Source organism: Streptomyces sp. NPDC097640, from assembly GCF_040302705.1.
Taxonomy (GTDB): Bacteria; Actinomycetota; Actinomycetes; order Streptomycetales; family Streptomycetaceae; genus Streptomyces.
Map to the genome: position 1 here is coordinate 105,436 of NZ_JBEOSB010000019.1, position 13,597 is coordinate 119,032.

Consider the following 13,597-nt stretch of genomic DNA (forward strand, 5'->3'; position numbering starts at 1 on the left):
AAAGGGCCCGGGTCATGCCGTGAACGCCACCCTCATAGCCGTCGCGCTCGCACTCCTGTCGGCCGTCGCCTACGCGACCGCGGCAGTCGCGCAGGAGCGCCTGGCCGCCCGCACCGGCCGCGGCGGCCTGCGGCGACTGCTGGCACAGGGCGCCTGGTGGTCGACCGTCGGACTCAACTCCGGCGCGGCCCTGCTCCATGTGGCGGCGCTGAAGTTCGGGCCGCTCACCCTCGTCCAGCCCCTCGGCGCGCTCACGCTCGTCGCCGCCGTACCGCTCGGCGCCCGGGCCGCCGGGCGGCGCGCCACCCCGGACGAGTGGCGCGGCACCGCGCTCACCCTCGTCGGCCTCGGCGCCCTGCTGCCGCTCACCGCGCGCGGCAGCGCCCCCGACGCCACGCTCGGCACCGTCGCCGCGCTCGCCATCGCCGCCGTCGTGCTGGCCCTGGCCGCACTGCTCACCCTCGGCCGTCGCGGCCGGGGGCTCGGCCACGCGGCCGCCTCCGGGCTCACCTCCGGGGCCGCGTCGGCGCTCACCCAGACCCTGACGGTCGCGGGACTGGCCCTGACCTGGCGGTTCGCGGTCGTGGGCGGGCTCGTCGCGGGCTTCGCCGTGGCCGGGCTGCTGCTGTCCCAGACCGCCTACACCGGCGGCCTCGGCGGGCCCCTGGCCGTCCTGACCCTCGCCAACCCGCTCGCCGCCGCGGCCATCGGACTCGCCCTGCTCGGCGAGCGCGTCCACGGCGGCCCCGCCGGGGTCGCCCTGGCCGGCCTGGGCGCCGTGGTGGCCGGGCGCGGCGTGGTGCTGCTCACCCGCGCCGCGCACCGGACGGCCGCCGAGCCGCCGCCCCCGGAGCCGCTCCCGGAGCCGCTCCCGGAGGCGCGCCCGGCCACCGAGCCGCTCATGCCGGCGAAGGTGATCATCCCGGCGGAGCCGCTCACGGTCACCGAGCCGGTTCTGGTCATCGCGCCGGGACGGTGACGTCCCGGCTCTTGTCTGAATCTGACGGGCCGTCATATCTTCTCTTGGGAAACAGCGGGAGGAGACACGGGGTGGAACCGCACACCACACCCACGGCCGCGCCGAAGGTGCGCGCCCGCGCGGTGACCCGCACGTTCGGGCACTCGGGCGAGCGGGTGCACGCGCTCGGGCCACTCGACCTGGATGTCCGCCACGGAGAGTTCTGCTGCATCGTCGGCCCGTCCGGCTGCGGCAAGTCCACCTTGCTGCGCATCGTCGCCGGGCTCGTCCGCCCCAGCGCGGGCGAGGTCGAGGTGCGCGCGGGCCGGCGCCACCCGGCCGCGATGATCCCGCAGGACTACGGGATCTACGACTGGAAGACCGTGCTCGCCAACGTCCGCTTCGGCCTCGACGTCCAGCGGGTGCCGCGCAGGGCCGCCGACGCGCGGGCCCGGGACTGGCTGGACCGGCTGGGCCTCGCCGACTTCGCCGACGCCTATCCGGCCGCGCTGTCCGGCGGCATGCGGCAGCGTGTCGCCATCGCCCGCGCGCTCGCCGTGGAGCCGGAACTGCTGCTCATGGACGAGCCGTTCGCCGCGCTCGACGCCCAGCTGCGCACCATCCTCCAGGACGAGCTGCTCGCGGTGTGCCAGGCGACCCGCACCACCGCGCTGTTCGTCACCCACAGCCTGGAGGAGGCGATCGTGCTCGGGGACCGGGTGGTGGTGATGTCGGCCAGGCCGGGCCGGGTGATCGCCGAGCGGCGCCCGCCGTTCGAGCGCCCGCGCACCGGGCGGCTGCGCCGCTCCCCGGAGTTCGCCGCGCTCCAGTCCGAGCTGTGGGAGCTGCTGCGCGGCGAGGTCCAGCGGGCGGGCACCGGGGCCGCCGGGCCGGCGGTGGCGGCGGGAAATCGCTCATGAACAGCGAGACCGCGCTCGGCGCGGACAGCGCCGCCGAATCCGGTGAGTCCTCGGGCGGGCCCGCCGAGACCGTGCTGGTGCGGCGCCCCGGGCCCCGGGAGCGCGACCCGGTCCGGGCCCATCGGCGCCGCCTCGCCCTGGAGATCTCCCTGGCCGTCGCCGTGCCCACGGCGCTGATCCTGCTGTGGCAGCTCGCCGCGTACCGGCACTGGATCGACCCCCGGGTCTACCCCGCGCCGTCCACCATCGCGGCCGACGGCTGGCAGCGCGCCGCCGACGGCAAGCTGTGGCCGGACGTGTGGGCCACGCTCCAGCGGGTGATCGCCGGCTATGCGGTCGGCACGGCCGCGGGCTATGTCTTCGGGCTGCTGATGGGCGCGGTGCGCGTCGTCCGCGCGGCGCTCGAACCCCTCCTCGACGCGCTGTACGTCGTGCCCAAGCTCGCGCTGCTGCCGGTGTTCCTCAATATGTTCGGCCTCGGCGAGGGCCCGCAGATCGCGCTCGTCGCCACCACCGTCTTCTTCTTCGTCTGGATCTCCACGATGGCGGCCGTGATGGGCGTGGCCGAGGGGTACCGGGAGGCGGGGCAGGTCTTCGGCGCCGGGCCCTGGCAGATGTTCCGCCATGTCCTGCTGCCCGCCTCGCTGCCGCAGGTGCTGGTGGGCATGAGGGTCGCGGCCGGGGTGGCGGTCCTGGTGATCGTCGCCTCCGAACAGATCGCCGCCGACGACGGCCTCGGCCATCTCATCTTCGACTCACGGGCGCTGTTCCAGAACGACGTGATGTTCGTCGGCATCGTCTGCGTGGCCGTCCTCGGCGTGGTCTTCTCCGAGCTGGTACGTCTCGTCGGCCGCCGGCTCACCCCCTGGGCCCCGCGGGACCGCGGCCGCCCCCAGTCCTGACCGCCGGACCCGATCCCCGTTCCCGACCCCCACTTCACCCCGGCCTCACCGGAACCGGAAGGCGGCACACCCATGGCAGCACCCGGACCCTTCCTCGCCCGCGCCCTGGCCACGGCCGTGACCCTGCTGGCCGTCCTCGCCCCCCTGACCGCCTGCGACGTCCAGACCTCCGACTCGCCGCGCCCCGGCGCCGAGCGCAAGCCCCGGCCGGTCACCCCCGTCGCCGGCTGCGCCAAGGGCTGGACCGACCCCTCCGAGAGGTCCGAGGCCCGCGCGCCCGCCCGCTGCGAACCCGGCGCGCCCGCGCCGCGACCGCTCAAGAAGAAGACGAAGGTCGTCGTCTCCGCCAGCACCCTGAACGCCGAGTATCTGGCGCCGCTCCAGATCGCCCTGGCCAAGGGCGAGTTCACCAAGGAGAACCTCGACGTCGAGGTGAAGCTGCTGCCCACCCCCGACGCGCTGCCCCTGCTGGCCAAGGGCGACATCGACGTCCAGTACGCGGCGCCGGAGGCCGGGGTGCTCAACGGCATCCGGCAGGGCTTCGACATCCGCTGGGTCGCCGGAAACTTCTCACCCGCGCCCGGCTCCAAGAGCGGGTTCTGGGTCAGGCTGCGGCAGGGCCAGTCGGCGGACGAGGTCAGCCTCAAGGACCGAACCGTCGGCACCCTGATCGGCAAGGGCTCGGTCATCATGTACCCGATGGAGAAGGTGCTGGCCCGGCACCAGGCCGACGTGGACAGCGTCCGCTTCCAGCAGCTCGGCCCCGCCGAGGTCCTCACCTCGCTGAAGAACGGCGGCGTGGACGCGGCGTGGCTGCTCGACCCGGTGTGGCGCGAGGTGGACGGCGACGCCGGTTACGCCTTCCTCGGCGGCCAGCCGAGGGGCGAGCCGCTCGGCGGCCTGCTCTTCGGCCCCGACCTGCTGACCGGGGACCCGAACGCGGGAGTGGCGTTTCTCCGCGCCTACATCCGCACCGTCAACACGTACTTCGCCGGGGACTACAAGAAGGACAGGGCGTTTGTGAACGAACTCGGCGAGGCGCTCAGGACCGAGCCGGACACGCTGGCCGCCGTGCCGTCGCTGCGCATGGACTGGGAGATCCGCGAGGGCACGGTGGACCGCCTCCAGAAGGCCTACGCCGCGGCCGGGGTGACCGAGGGCGACCCGCTGCCCGAGGACCGGGTCGTGGACCGCTCGTTCTACGCGGAGGCGGTCGGCCACAAGCCGTAAGCCGTAAGTCATGGGGCCGGGCGTCAGTCGAAGACGAACGGGCCCGGCGACTGCCTGGCCAGTGCGTTGCAGGTGATCAGGACGCCCGAGATCGTCATGCGCAGCGAGCCGCTGCCCAGGTAGGAGTCCAGACTGTCGCCGGGCGCCACCGTGCCGACGAGCGTGAACTGGATCGGGGAACCCGCGGGGATGGCCGGGCTGGAGGCGTTGGTGAACGTGGTCGTGTCCGGGCCGCCGTTCTTCTCGAACCGCAGGGTGGCGGAGATGGCGTTCGCCGGGATCGCGACCGGGGCGGTCAGGTCCGGAGAGCCCGGCGTGATGGTGGCCCTGGTGCCGTTCTGGGCGGCGTGGAGGGTGACCTCCACGGCGCCGAGCGTGCCGCAGTCGTACGGGGCCGTGGCGGTGTCCGGCGACACGGCCACCGCTGCGGGCGCGAGCGCCACGGCCCCCGCGAGGAGCGCCGCGCAGGCGGCGGCGGTGGCCGTGGCGCGTAACCCGGGAGTGGTACGTCTCATCGCTCGTCCCGTCCGATCCGTGTCGGCGTCTCCGGACGTCTCGGACGCCCGGTCGGTCATCGGGCTCATTGACGCGCAGGGATCTTCAGAAGGCAAGCGCCCCGGCCGCCCAGGCGGCCGGGTGCGAACCGGATGCGACCCGGCGGGTCAGGAGGCCGGCTTGCGGGCGACGCCCACCCAGAAGGACACCTCTTCGTCGGTCACATCGCCGGTGCCCGTCCCGGCGTCCGGGGCCGCGAGTTCGGGGCGCCAGCGGTGCGGCACCTCGATGCCCGGCTCGACCAGCTCGAGCCCCGTGAAGAACCGTTCCACCTCGGCCCTGGTGCGGATTTTCCCCTGGATGCCACCGCTGTGGTAGATCTGCACCGTCCGCTGGGTGGCCTCGGGGTCGAAGTCCGGCGTGATGTGGCTCAGCACCAGATACGAGCCAGGGGCGAGCGGTTCGAGCAGCCGCTGCACGATCGCGTACGGGTCCCACTCGTCCGGGACGAAGTGCAGCAGCGCGCACAGGCTCAGGGCGACGGGCTGGGACAGATCCAGCACCTCGCCGACCTCGGGGGCGTTGAGGACGGTGTCCGGCTCGGCGACATTCGCGTCGACGTAGGCGGTGCGCCCCTGCGGGTGGCTGCTGAGCAGGGTCTGGGCGTGGGCGAGGACGATCGGGTCGTTGTCGGCGTAGACGATCCGGGACTCCGGGGCGACCGACTGGGCGACCTCGTGGAGGTTGGGGCTGGTCGGAATGCCGGTGCCGATGTCGAGGAACTGGCGGATGCCCTGCTCGGCGGCGAGGTACCGGATCGCGCGGTGCATGAAGGCGCGGTTGGTGCGGGCGGCGGTCATGACGCCCGGCCACATGGTGAGCACCTTGGCGGCGGCCTGGCGGTCGGCCTGGTAGTTGTCCTTGCCGCCCAGGAAGTAGTCGTACATCCGGGCGCTATGCGGTTTGCCCTGGTTGAGGGGGGTGCTGGGGGGCTCCGGTCCGCTTCCGGTCTGGGCTGCTACCCCTTGAGCGGTCACGTGTGTTCTCCTCGATTTCAGGGCGTTTCAGGGCCTTCAGGGCGCTGATCGACGCGGCACCGCGTCTTCGCAAGGATCGTAAGCCGCCCGCCCACCCCGCGCCTTCACGGGGTGGGCATAACTGTCCGGCATAACTGTCCCGAATGAGGAGGAAGTTGTCGCGCCCGCCGGCCGCGTCACGGCTCAGTCGGGCAGCCCCCACGGCTTGGCGTCGCCGACGGCCGGCACCTCGCGCGGGTCGAGGTCGGGGTGGGTGCCGCGCGGGACGACCACCGCCGTCTCGTCCCGGCCGAGCGGGATCTCGACGCGGCCGGGCGCCGTCTCCCGGTACCGCAGGCGCCGCCCGCGCCCGTCCCGTACGTCGACCGCGCCCTCGATGCCGTGCGCCAGCACCAGCGGCGCGCCCGCCTCGCTGTGGACGCGTACCCACCGGGTCCGGCCGCCCGAGCGGTCCGCGTCCACCAGGAACGCGCCCTGCGTGCGCAGGGACTGGACGGAGGCGTCCGGCCAGCGCCGCGATATGGAGGGGAAGACCCGTACGACGCCGCCATGGCTCTGTACGGCCATGTCGAGGATCGACTGGGTCGCCGTCAGCGGGCTCTCGGTGCCGAGGTTGCCGCCCTCCACATACATGGTGTTCGCGGTCATCCAGGCGTTGTTGATGACGTTGCCGCCGGTGAAGAAGGTCAGGAAGTCCAGGGCCTCCTCGGGCCGTTCCATCCGGGAGGCCATCGAGGAGGCGACGCCGTAGCTGTAACCCGCCCACAGGGCACGGTCCCTGACCCAGTGGTCGAAGGTGGTGCGCATGATGTCCCGGTCGCCCGCCCGGTCCCAGTCCAGCTCGCCCAGCGGATAGAGCCACAGCATGTGCGAGAAGTGGCGGTGGGACTCGGTGAGCGGCTTGGCCGCGCCGATCATGATCCCGGTCGCGTCGCGCGGGTAGTCCACCAGACGGCGGAGGATCTCCCGCCAGCGCCCGGCGCGCGGGTGGTCGGTCCGGAGCACGCGCAGACAGTCCAGGAGGGTGGCGCAGCCCCAGCGGAGCAGCGAGAGGTCATAGGTGCAGTCCTCGGCGTCCGCCCACTCGGGCGACCGGGTCAGCGGCAGATGCAGCTTGCCGTCGCCGCCCTCGTGCAGGAAGTGGTCGTAGAAGTTCACCGCCTTGACGAGGATCGGGTACAGGACGTCCCGGACGATCCGCACATCCATGGTGTGGCGGTAGCTGAGCCAGATGTTGTGCATGGCCCAGATGAGATTGCCGTTGTTGTCGGTCTTGGTGGAGGTGCCGGGGATGCCGACGGTCTTGGCGCCGGGGCGCAGCGTCCAGTCGGAGGGGTGGGCCAGGGCGTAGGTCTGACCGTCCTGGTACTCCGGGGGCACCGAGAGCGGCAGGTTCTTCTCGAAGTCCTTGAAGGTGGAGGTGACCGAGTCGAGTTCGAGGTGGTTGGAGCCCTGGATCAGCCAGGTGGCGATCTGGACGTTGAGGTTCCACCAGACCGCGGTCCAGCTGCCGCCGGTCTCCGGGTACCACGGCCCCCACTCGGACATCGAGGGTCCGCCCGCCCGGGTGGCGCAGGCGGCCTTGTAGAGCTGGATCCAGTAGAAGTCCTGAAGCCGCTTGTCGGGCACGGACAGCAGGCTGCGCCGGTAGAAGCGGTGCCACCAGTCGCGGTGGCCGCGCACCAGCTCGTCCGGGTCGGCGGCCAGCGTACGGGCCACCTCCGCGACGGCCAGTTCGGTGGTCCCGTCCAGGTCCTCCGGGAAGCGGTAGACGATGTGCGCGGCGAGCAGCCGGCCGGTGCCCACCTGCCGCTCGCGCCAGGCGGTGGCCCATCCGCCGCCCGCGACCAGGGGCTGCTGGACGTAGTGGGTGTCGCCCGCGGAGCCGGTGCGGGCGTCGGGGTTGCCCGTGTAGTCCGCGGGCCGGTCCTTCTGCCGGGGCGAGATGGCGGGCATCCAGGTGAACGACCAGGCCGCGGACCGCTCGCCCGCGCTCGGCCGGGTGGAGATCAGCAGCGCGGTACGGGAGTTGTGCACCAGCATGGAGAAGCGGACGCTGCCCCGCGTCGTGGTGACGGTGCCGCGCAGCTCGGCGTCCCAGAGATCGAGGGTCCAGTCGATATCGGTGACCTCGCCGGCGAGCGTGAGGTCGAAGTGGCCGATGGGCAGCCGCGAGAAGCCGTACGGGGCGCGCCACTGCGGCCGTTGGTCCTGCACCTGGCCGTGGCTGACCATGATTTTCACGGAGTTGGGCGCGGCGCCCCGGTAGACCTGCGCGCCGAGCAGGCCGTTGCCGAGGAAGGGGCCGTCCTTCCAGTCGCCCGGCAGCCGGCGCCAGCGCATGGCGGCGGCTCGCACCAACCGTTCATGCGTGGTTCCCGGCCGGTCGGCGGCTTCTTCGGGCGCGGCCCACGCCGTGCCGGATCCGGTCAGCCAGCCCCCGGCCCCGACGGCGGCGGCCGTGCCGATCACACCTCGCCGAGAGATTCCGTTCCCCGTCGCTGAGGTCACGTACATGCCTCCCATACCTGGTTGTGAACTACCGGGCATAGTGCAGGCTGGCTCGGCGGTAGGGAAGACCTCCGACCTATTGCAATTCAGGGAGGCGGTGAATTCGCAGGTGACGGGATGCAGCGGCGATGAGTGGCTGAAAGGTCCGATCAGACAGGGCTGTTGGAGGGATGGGCCAGTGGCGCTGGGAGGCCGTCGAGGAACAGCGCCCCGGCGAGCACCGCCGCGCTGCCCCGGGGCGCCACTCCCAGCTCGCGCAGCTCGGCGTCCAGCGCGGCCAGGGCGGCCGCACCCTCGGCCGTCGCCGCGCCGCCCGCCTCCAGCACGGCGCGCGCCCCGTCCTGCACCCGCCTGAGCCCGTGCGGGCCCGCGCGGTACAGCGGCCCGGTGTCCTGGAGCGTGCTCATCACGGTGACCAGCGCGTCGAGGCGGGCCTGGGGCTCGGCCGCCCCCGCACCCCGCGCCCTGGACAGGGCGTCCAGGGCGCGGCGTACATGCGGAAAGCCGGCCCGCGCCTCGCCCCGCGCGCCCGCCGCGCCATAGGTGGCCGAGACATGCGAGCCCGGCGAGGGCCTGCGCGGGGCGCGCCGGTCCGGGTGGGCCGCGATCCGCTTGGCCGCGGCGGGCAGTTCGCGGGGCGGGGCGCCGGGCTCCAGGGCGGCGGCCGCGACCAGCAGCCCCGTCACCCAGAGCGCCCGCGGTGCGGGCCCGCGGCCGGGCCGCCGCAGGCCCGGGACATCGTCCACTCGGCTCCCCGGCCGATCGCGCCCAACTCCTCGCGGAGCGCCCGCGCCGGTGTGCCGGGACGGCGGGCGGCCGCCGCCATGGCGGCGAACGCGGGCGCCAGCGCCTTGGCCGACCAGCGCAGCGCCAGCAGGTCCGTGCCGGTCGAACGGGCCTGGAGATCGCGGGCGTCGGCGAGGCCGGGCTTGGGCGTCAGCTCCGCCTGCGCGACCAGGGCCCGCACGGCGGCCCGCGCCAGGGCGTCGTCCGTCGCGGCCGGGGATCCGCCCGCGGGGCGGGCCGCGGGGCTTGCCGAGTGGTGTTCCGACATGGCCGCGACGCTAGTCGGCCAAACTGTCGGAGAGATGGGTCCTTTCTGTGCGCGCGCTGTGCGGGGCGGACCCGGCCGGATCGGTGCTGTCGAGCGGGGTGTTGAGGTCCCGGTCCAGGGTCTCCGGGGCCAGCCGGGTGGTGATGAGGCTGACCACGGCGACCAGCGACATATAGACGGCCACCGGGATCCAGGACCCCGAGAAGGCGGTGACCAGCGCGGAACAGATCAGGGGCGCGACCCCGCCGCCGATCACCGAGGAGAACTCGCGGCCCAGGGTGACCCCCGCGTAGCGGTAGCGGTTTCCGAACAGCTCGGGGAAGTAGCTCATCTGCACACCGACGGCGCCCTGGCAGGCCAGGATGAAGCCGATGATGATGGCCACGGTGATCGCGACCTTGGAGCCGGAGTTCAGCGCGACGAAGGTGGGGGTCGGCAGCAGCACCAGGGCGCCGACGATCAGGGAGTACACGGGGCGCCGCCCGAAGCGGTCCGAGAGCGTGCCGAAGCAGACCGCCGCGACGCCGCCGCACAGGGCGCCCAGCAGCAGCACCTCCGGGACGAACTCCTTGTCCACGCCCACCGAGGACACCAGGTACGAGGCCATGAACACCTGGTACGTGTACGACTGGGTGCTGATTCCGAAGTTCATGAAGAGCACCAGGAGGGTCGGCTTCCGGCCGTGCCGGAAGACCTCCTTCACCGGTGACGCGGGCCGCTCGTGCTGCTGCTTCAGCTCCTTGAAGACGGGGCTCTCGTGCAGCTTGCGCCGGATGACCATGGCGGCCACGGTGACCAGCAGGCTGCTGCCGAAGACGAGCCGCCAGCCCCAGCTCATCAGGGCGTCCTCCGACAGCCGCTGGGCGAGGATCCAGGCCACGGCGCCGAGCGCGGTGCCCAGCGCGGCCCCGGTCATCACCAGGGAGGCCAGTCTGCCGCGCCGTCCGGTGGCCGCCGTCTCGGTGAGCAGGGTGGCGCCTCCCGACTGCTCGGCGCCCGCGCCGAAGCCCTGCGCCATGCGGCAGAGCAGCAGCAGGATCGGGGCGAGCAGGCCCACTTGGCCGTACGTCGGCAGCAGGCCGATCGCCAGGGTGGAGCCGCCCATCAGCAGCAGCGTCGCCACCAGCACCCACTTGCGGCCGAGGCGGTCCCCGTAGCGGGAGAAGAACAGCCCGCCGAGCGGCCGGGCGGCGAAGCCGACCGCGTAGGTGCTGAAGCTGGCGAGGATGCCGACGGAGGCCGACACATTCGGGAAGAAGAGATCGCTGAAGATCAGGGCCGAGGCGGTGCCGTAGATGACGAAGTCGTACTGTTCCAGGGCGGTGCCGATCAGACCGGCCCAGGCGGCACGACGTACCGCGCCCGGGTCGGCGGGTGTCTCCTCGGGCGGGGCGGTGGTGGTCGTCGTGGGCGGGGGCGCGGTGGTGCGCGGGGTGTTGTCCATGATCCATGCCTCCTTGAACGGATCGATTTCCGGAGCGGTTTCAGGGCAGGGCAGAGCAGGGGTGAGGGGGACGGGGGAGGGACCGGCCCCGGGCCGGGGGCCCGGGGAGCCGGAGAAGGGGGATGAGCGAGGGTTCGCCGAGGCGCCGGCCAGGGGCCGGCGGCCGGGAACGGGCGGGGTGGGTCGCTGTTCCGGCCCGCGGCTGAGCCGCGTGGCCGGAACAGGCGATCGGGATCCGCGGGACGGCGCTCAGGCGCCGGGGCGGCCCGCGGTCCCGACGGGAAGGGGGGCCACGGCCTTGGCGCCGGCCCGCAGGGCCTCGGCCGCCGCGGCGGCCGGGCCGAATCGCACGATGATGTCGATGAGTTCGGCGGTGCGCGCCGCGAACGCGGGGTGTTCGGGCAGCCCGTCGCCGAGCAGCCCGCCCTCCAGAACGGCCTCGACGAAGGCCGCCCCGGACGAGGCGCGGACCCGCTCGGCGACCGCGGCGAGCGATCCCCGGGCCGGATCCACCATCGCGGTGGCGTGCGGGCCCGGCGAGAAGCCGGCCGGGGGCGCCACACAGCACAGATAGGCGGCCACCGTCAGCGCCAGATGGTGCGGCATCCGCCCGGCGCGCAGCTGGAGCAGGGCCGGGTCGGGCACCCGCTGACGGAGCTTGACCGAGCCGTCCGAGCCGACCTGCCGGGTGCGGTGGCCCAGCGCGGAGTTGGCCCAGCGGTCGAACAGCTGGCCCACATAGCCGTCGAGGTCGATGTCGGCGGGCACGGTGAGGCTCGGCAGGTACTCCTCGTACAGCACGCTCCGCGCCGCCTCGGCGATGAACGGTCGGGCGACCGCGTCCGGGATGGTGTCCCGCCCGTCCAGGGCGCCCAGATAGGCGATGAGCGAGTGCGTGCCGTTGAGCAGCCGCAGCTTGAGCAGCTCGTACGGCTCGACGTCCGCCGTGAACAGCGCCCCGGCCGCCTCCCAGCGCGGACGACCGGCGGCGAACCGGTCCTCCATCACCCACATGGAGAACGGCTCGGCCGGCACCGGCACGGCGTCGCGCACACCGAGGTGGGCCGCGACCGCGTCGCGGTAGGCGTCGGTGGTGGCGGGCACGATCCGGTCCACCATGGAGCCGGGGAACGCCACCGAGCTCTCCAGCCACGGCACCAGCTCGTCGCGTTCGGCGGCCGGGAGCGCCTCGGTGAACTCGCGCACCAGCCGCCTCGTCAACTCGCCGTTGCCCACCAGGTTGTCGCAGCTCAGGACGGTCACCGGCCGGGCGTGGCCCCGGCTGCGACGCTGTAGCCCCCGCACGATCCGCCCGATGGTGGTGCGCGGTGGCGTGTCACCGCGCAGATCGGCGCGGACCGCGGGCGCGTCGAGATCCAGCCCGTGCGTGCGCGGGGAGAAGGTGTACCCGTGCTCCGTGACCGTCATGGTGATGACGGCCGTGCCGGGCGCGGCCAGGGCGTCGAGCACGGCGTCCGGCTGCTCCGCGGCCACCAGCGCCCCGGTGTGCACGGCGGGGACGGTGACCCGGGTGCGGCCGGGGGAGATCTCCACGACCGCGTAGCGCAGGTCCTGCTCGCGCATCGCCCGCACCACGTCGGTGGAACGGCCGGCGACGCCCAGGATGCCCCAGGGGCCGTCGGTCCGGGCCAGCGCCGCCGCGGTGTGGACGGCCTGGTGGGCGCGGTGGAAGTTGCCGAGGCCCAGGTGCACGATGCCGGTCTCGGCCGGTGGCCGGGCGAGAACCGGCGCGGCCGGGGGAACGGTCGCCCGGCCGAGGCGGGGCAGAGTCGTCGATCGCATCGTCACCAGTCCGTCATCGAGCCGTCGCGGCGCCGCGCGACGGGCAGGTAGGCGGGCTCGTACGGGAACCGGGCGGCCAGCTCCTCGTCGACCTCGACCCCGAGTCCGGGCCGGTCGCCGGGGTGCAGATGGCCGTCGGCGTAGCTCCACGCGTGGCGGAACACCTCGTGCACGACCGGCTCGTAGCCCATGTACTCCTGAATGGCGAAGTTGGGGGTGGCGAGGCCCACGTGCAGCGATGCCGCGAGGGCCACCGGCGAGACATCGGACGGCCCGTGCGGGCCGAGCCGCACCTGCCAGATCTCGGCGAGCGCCGCGATCCGCCGCAGATGGCTGATCCCGCCCGCGTGGGTCACACAGGTCCGGACGAAGTCGATCAGCTGCTCGGTGATCAGCGTCTGGCACTCCCAGACGGTGTTGAACACCTCGCCGATCGCCAGCGGCACGGTGGTGTGCTGCCGGACGTGCCGCAACACCTCCTGGTTCTCCGCCGGGGTGACGTCCTCCAGCCAGAAGAGGTCCACCTCCTCCAGCGCGCGCCCGAGCCGGGCCGCCTGGCCGGGGGTGAGCCGGTGGTGGGCGTCGTGCAGCAGGGCCAGCTCGGGGCCCACATGCGCGCGGACCCCCGCGAGCACGCCTGGCGCGTGCCGGAGGTAGGAGTCGGTGTCCCAGACCTCCTCCACCGGAGCCACGCCACGCCCGGCCGGCTCGTACCCCGGGCCACCCCTGGTCACCCCGTACACCGTGTCCAGACCGGGGACGCCGCTCTGCGCCCGCACCGCGAGAAAGCCCTGCTCGCGCCGTGCGTCGACCGAGTCGAGCAGCTCAGGCAGGTCCCAGCCGCTGGCGTGGGTGTAGGTCAGGATCCGGTCCCGCACCGCGCCGCCGAGCAGTTGGTACACGGGCTGACCGGTGGCCTTCCCCTTGATGTCCCACAGCGCGAGGTCCACCGCGCCGATGGAGGTCATCGTCACCGGGCCGCGCCGCCAGTACACCCCGCGGTAGAGGTACTGCCAGGTGTCCTCGATCCGCGCCGGGTCCCGGCCGATCAGCAGGGGCGCCACATGGTCGCGCAGATACGAGGCGACCGCCAGCTCACGGCCGTTGAGCGTGGCGTCGCCCCAGCCGACCAGGCCCTCCGCGGTGGTGATCTTGAGCGCGACGAAGTTGCGGCCCGGGCTCGTCACCAGCACATCGACCGCGACGATGGTGTCGCTCCCGGGCGTCCCGGCCTGCATCGGGC

Annotated in this window: 10 protein-coding genes and 1 pseudogene; 4 read left to right on the top strand and 7 right to left on the bottom strand. The window is 73.4% G+C overall.

Annotation, left to right across the window (positions count from 1 at the left end; translation table 11 throughout):
- Positions 1-19: 19 nt before the first annotated feature.
- From ABTY62_RS28105 to ABTY62_RS28120, 4 genes are all read left to right on the top strand, one after another.
- Entirely contained in the window at positions 20-979 is a 960-nt protein-coding gene (locus ABTY62_RS28105) for a hypothetical protein (protein ID WP_352132288.1), read from the top strand.
- 71 nt (positions 980-1,050) lie between these two features.
- Positions 1,051-1,878 carry an ABC transporter ATP-binding protein gene (locus ABTY62_RS28110; RefSeq protein WP_352132193.1) on the top strand — a complete coding sequence of 276 codons (828 nt, stop codon included), beginning with the start codon at positions 1,051-1,053 and terminating at the stop codon, positions 1,876-1,878.
- Positions 1,875-2,780 carry an ABC transporter permease gene (locus ABTY62_RS28115; RefSeq protein WP_352132194.1) on the top strand — a complete coding sequence of 302 codons (906 nt, stop codon included), beginning with the start codon at positions 1,875-1,877 and terminating at the stop codon, positions 2,778-2,780. Before ABTY62_RS28110 ends, ABTY62_RS28115 begins: the two co-directional genes overlap by 4 nt.
- Before the next feature lie 72 nt (positions 2,781-2,852).
- On the top strand, positions 2,853-4,010 hold the full coding sequence (locus ABTY62_RS28120; protein WP_352132195.1) for an ABC transporter substrate-binding protein: 1,158 nt from the start codon (positions 2,853-2,855) through the stop codon (positions 4,008-4,010).
- A 23-nt stretch (positions 4,011-4,033) separates the two neighbouring features.
- Here ABTY62_RS28120 and ABTY62_RS28125 read toward each other — a convergent pair whose 3' ends face one another.
- From ABTY62_RS28125 to manD, 7 genes and pseudogenes are all read right to left on the bottom strand, one after another.
- Positions 4,034-4,525 carry a hypothetical protein gene (locus tag ABTY62_RS28125; protein ID WP_352132196.1) on the bottom strand — a complete coding sequence of 164 codons (492 nt, stop codon included), beginning with the start codon at positions 4,523-4,525 and terminating at the stop codon, positions 4,034-4,036.
- Positions 4,526-4,672: 147 nt separating this feature from the next.
- On the bottom strand, positions 4,673-5,542 hold the full coding sequence (locus ABTY62_RS28130) for an SAM-dependent methyltransferase (protein ID WP_352132197.1): 870 nt from the start codon (positions 5,540-5,542) through the stop codon (positions 4,673-4,675).
- Positions 5,543-5,725: 183 nt separating this feature from the next.
- Positions 5,726-8,053 (bottom strand): glycosyl hydrolase family 95 catalytic domain-containing protein, encoded by a 2,328-nt coding sequence (locus ABTY62_RS28135; protein WP_352132198.1) that lies wholly within the window; start codon positions 8,051-8,053, stop codon positions 5,726-5,728.
- A 149-nt stretch (positions 8,054-8,202) separates the two neighbouring features.
- A pseudogene (locus ABTY62_RS28140) lies at positions 8,203-9,107 on the bottom strand (triphosphoribosyl-dephospho-CoA synthase).
- Between the two features lie 10 nt (positions 9,108-9,117).
- Positions 9,118-10,551, bottom strand: a complete 1,434-nt coding sequence (locus tag ABTY62_RS28145; protein WP_352132199.1) for an MFS transporter — start codon at positions 10,549-10,551, stop codon at positions 9,118-9,120.
- A 249-nt stretch (positions 10,552-10,800) separates the two neighbouring features.
- Positions 10,801-12,354 carry a mannitol dehydrogenase family protein gene (locus ABTY62_RS28150; protein ID WP_352132200.1) on the bottom strand — a complete coding sequence of 518 codons (1,554 nt, stop codon included), beginning with the start codon at positions 12,352-12,354 and terminating at the stop codon, positions 10,801-10,803.
- Positions 12,355-12,356: 2 nt separating this feature from the next.
- On the bottom strand, positions 12,357-13,592 hold the full coding sequence (gene manD, locus ABTY62_RS28155) for a D-mannonate dehydratase ManD (protein WP_352132289.1): 1,236 nt from the start codon (positions 13,590-13,592) through the stop codon (positions 12,357-12,359).
- Positions 13,593-13,597 lie beyond the last annotated feature (5 nt).

Bases quoted from the DNA above. Each gene is read 5' to 3' on its own strand.
- ABTY62_RS28115 (WP_352132194.1), top strand. From the start codon at position 1,875: ATGAACAGCGAGACCGCGCTCGGCGCGGACAGCGCCGCCGAATCCGGT.
- ABTY62_RS28120 (WP_352132195.1), top strand. From the start codon at position 2,853: ATGGCAGCACCCGGACCCTTCCTCGCCCGCGCCCTGGCCACGGCCGTG.
- ABTY62_RS28125 (WP_352132196.1), bottom strand. From the start codon at position 4,525: ATGAGACGTACCACTCCCGGGTTACGCGCCACGGCCACCGCCGCCGCC.
- ABTY62_RS28145 (WP_352132199.1), bottom strand. From the start codon at position 10,551: ATGGACAACACCCCGCGCACCACCGCGCCCCCGCCCACGACGACCACC.
- ABTY62_RS28150 (WP_352132200.1), bottom strand. From the start codon at position 12,354: ATGCGATCGACGACTCTGCCCCGCCTCGGCCGGGCGACCGTTCCCCCG.
- manD (WP_352132289.1), bottom strand. From the start codon at position 13,592: ATGCAGGCCGGGACGCCCGGGAGCGACACCATCGTCGCGGTCGATGTG.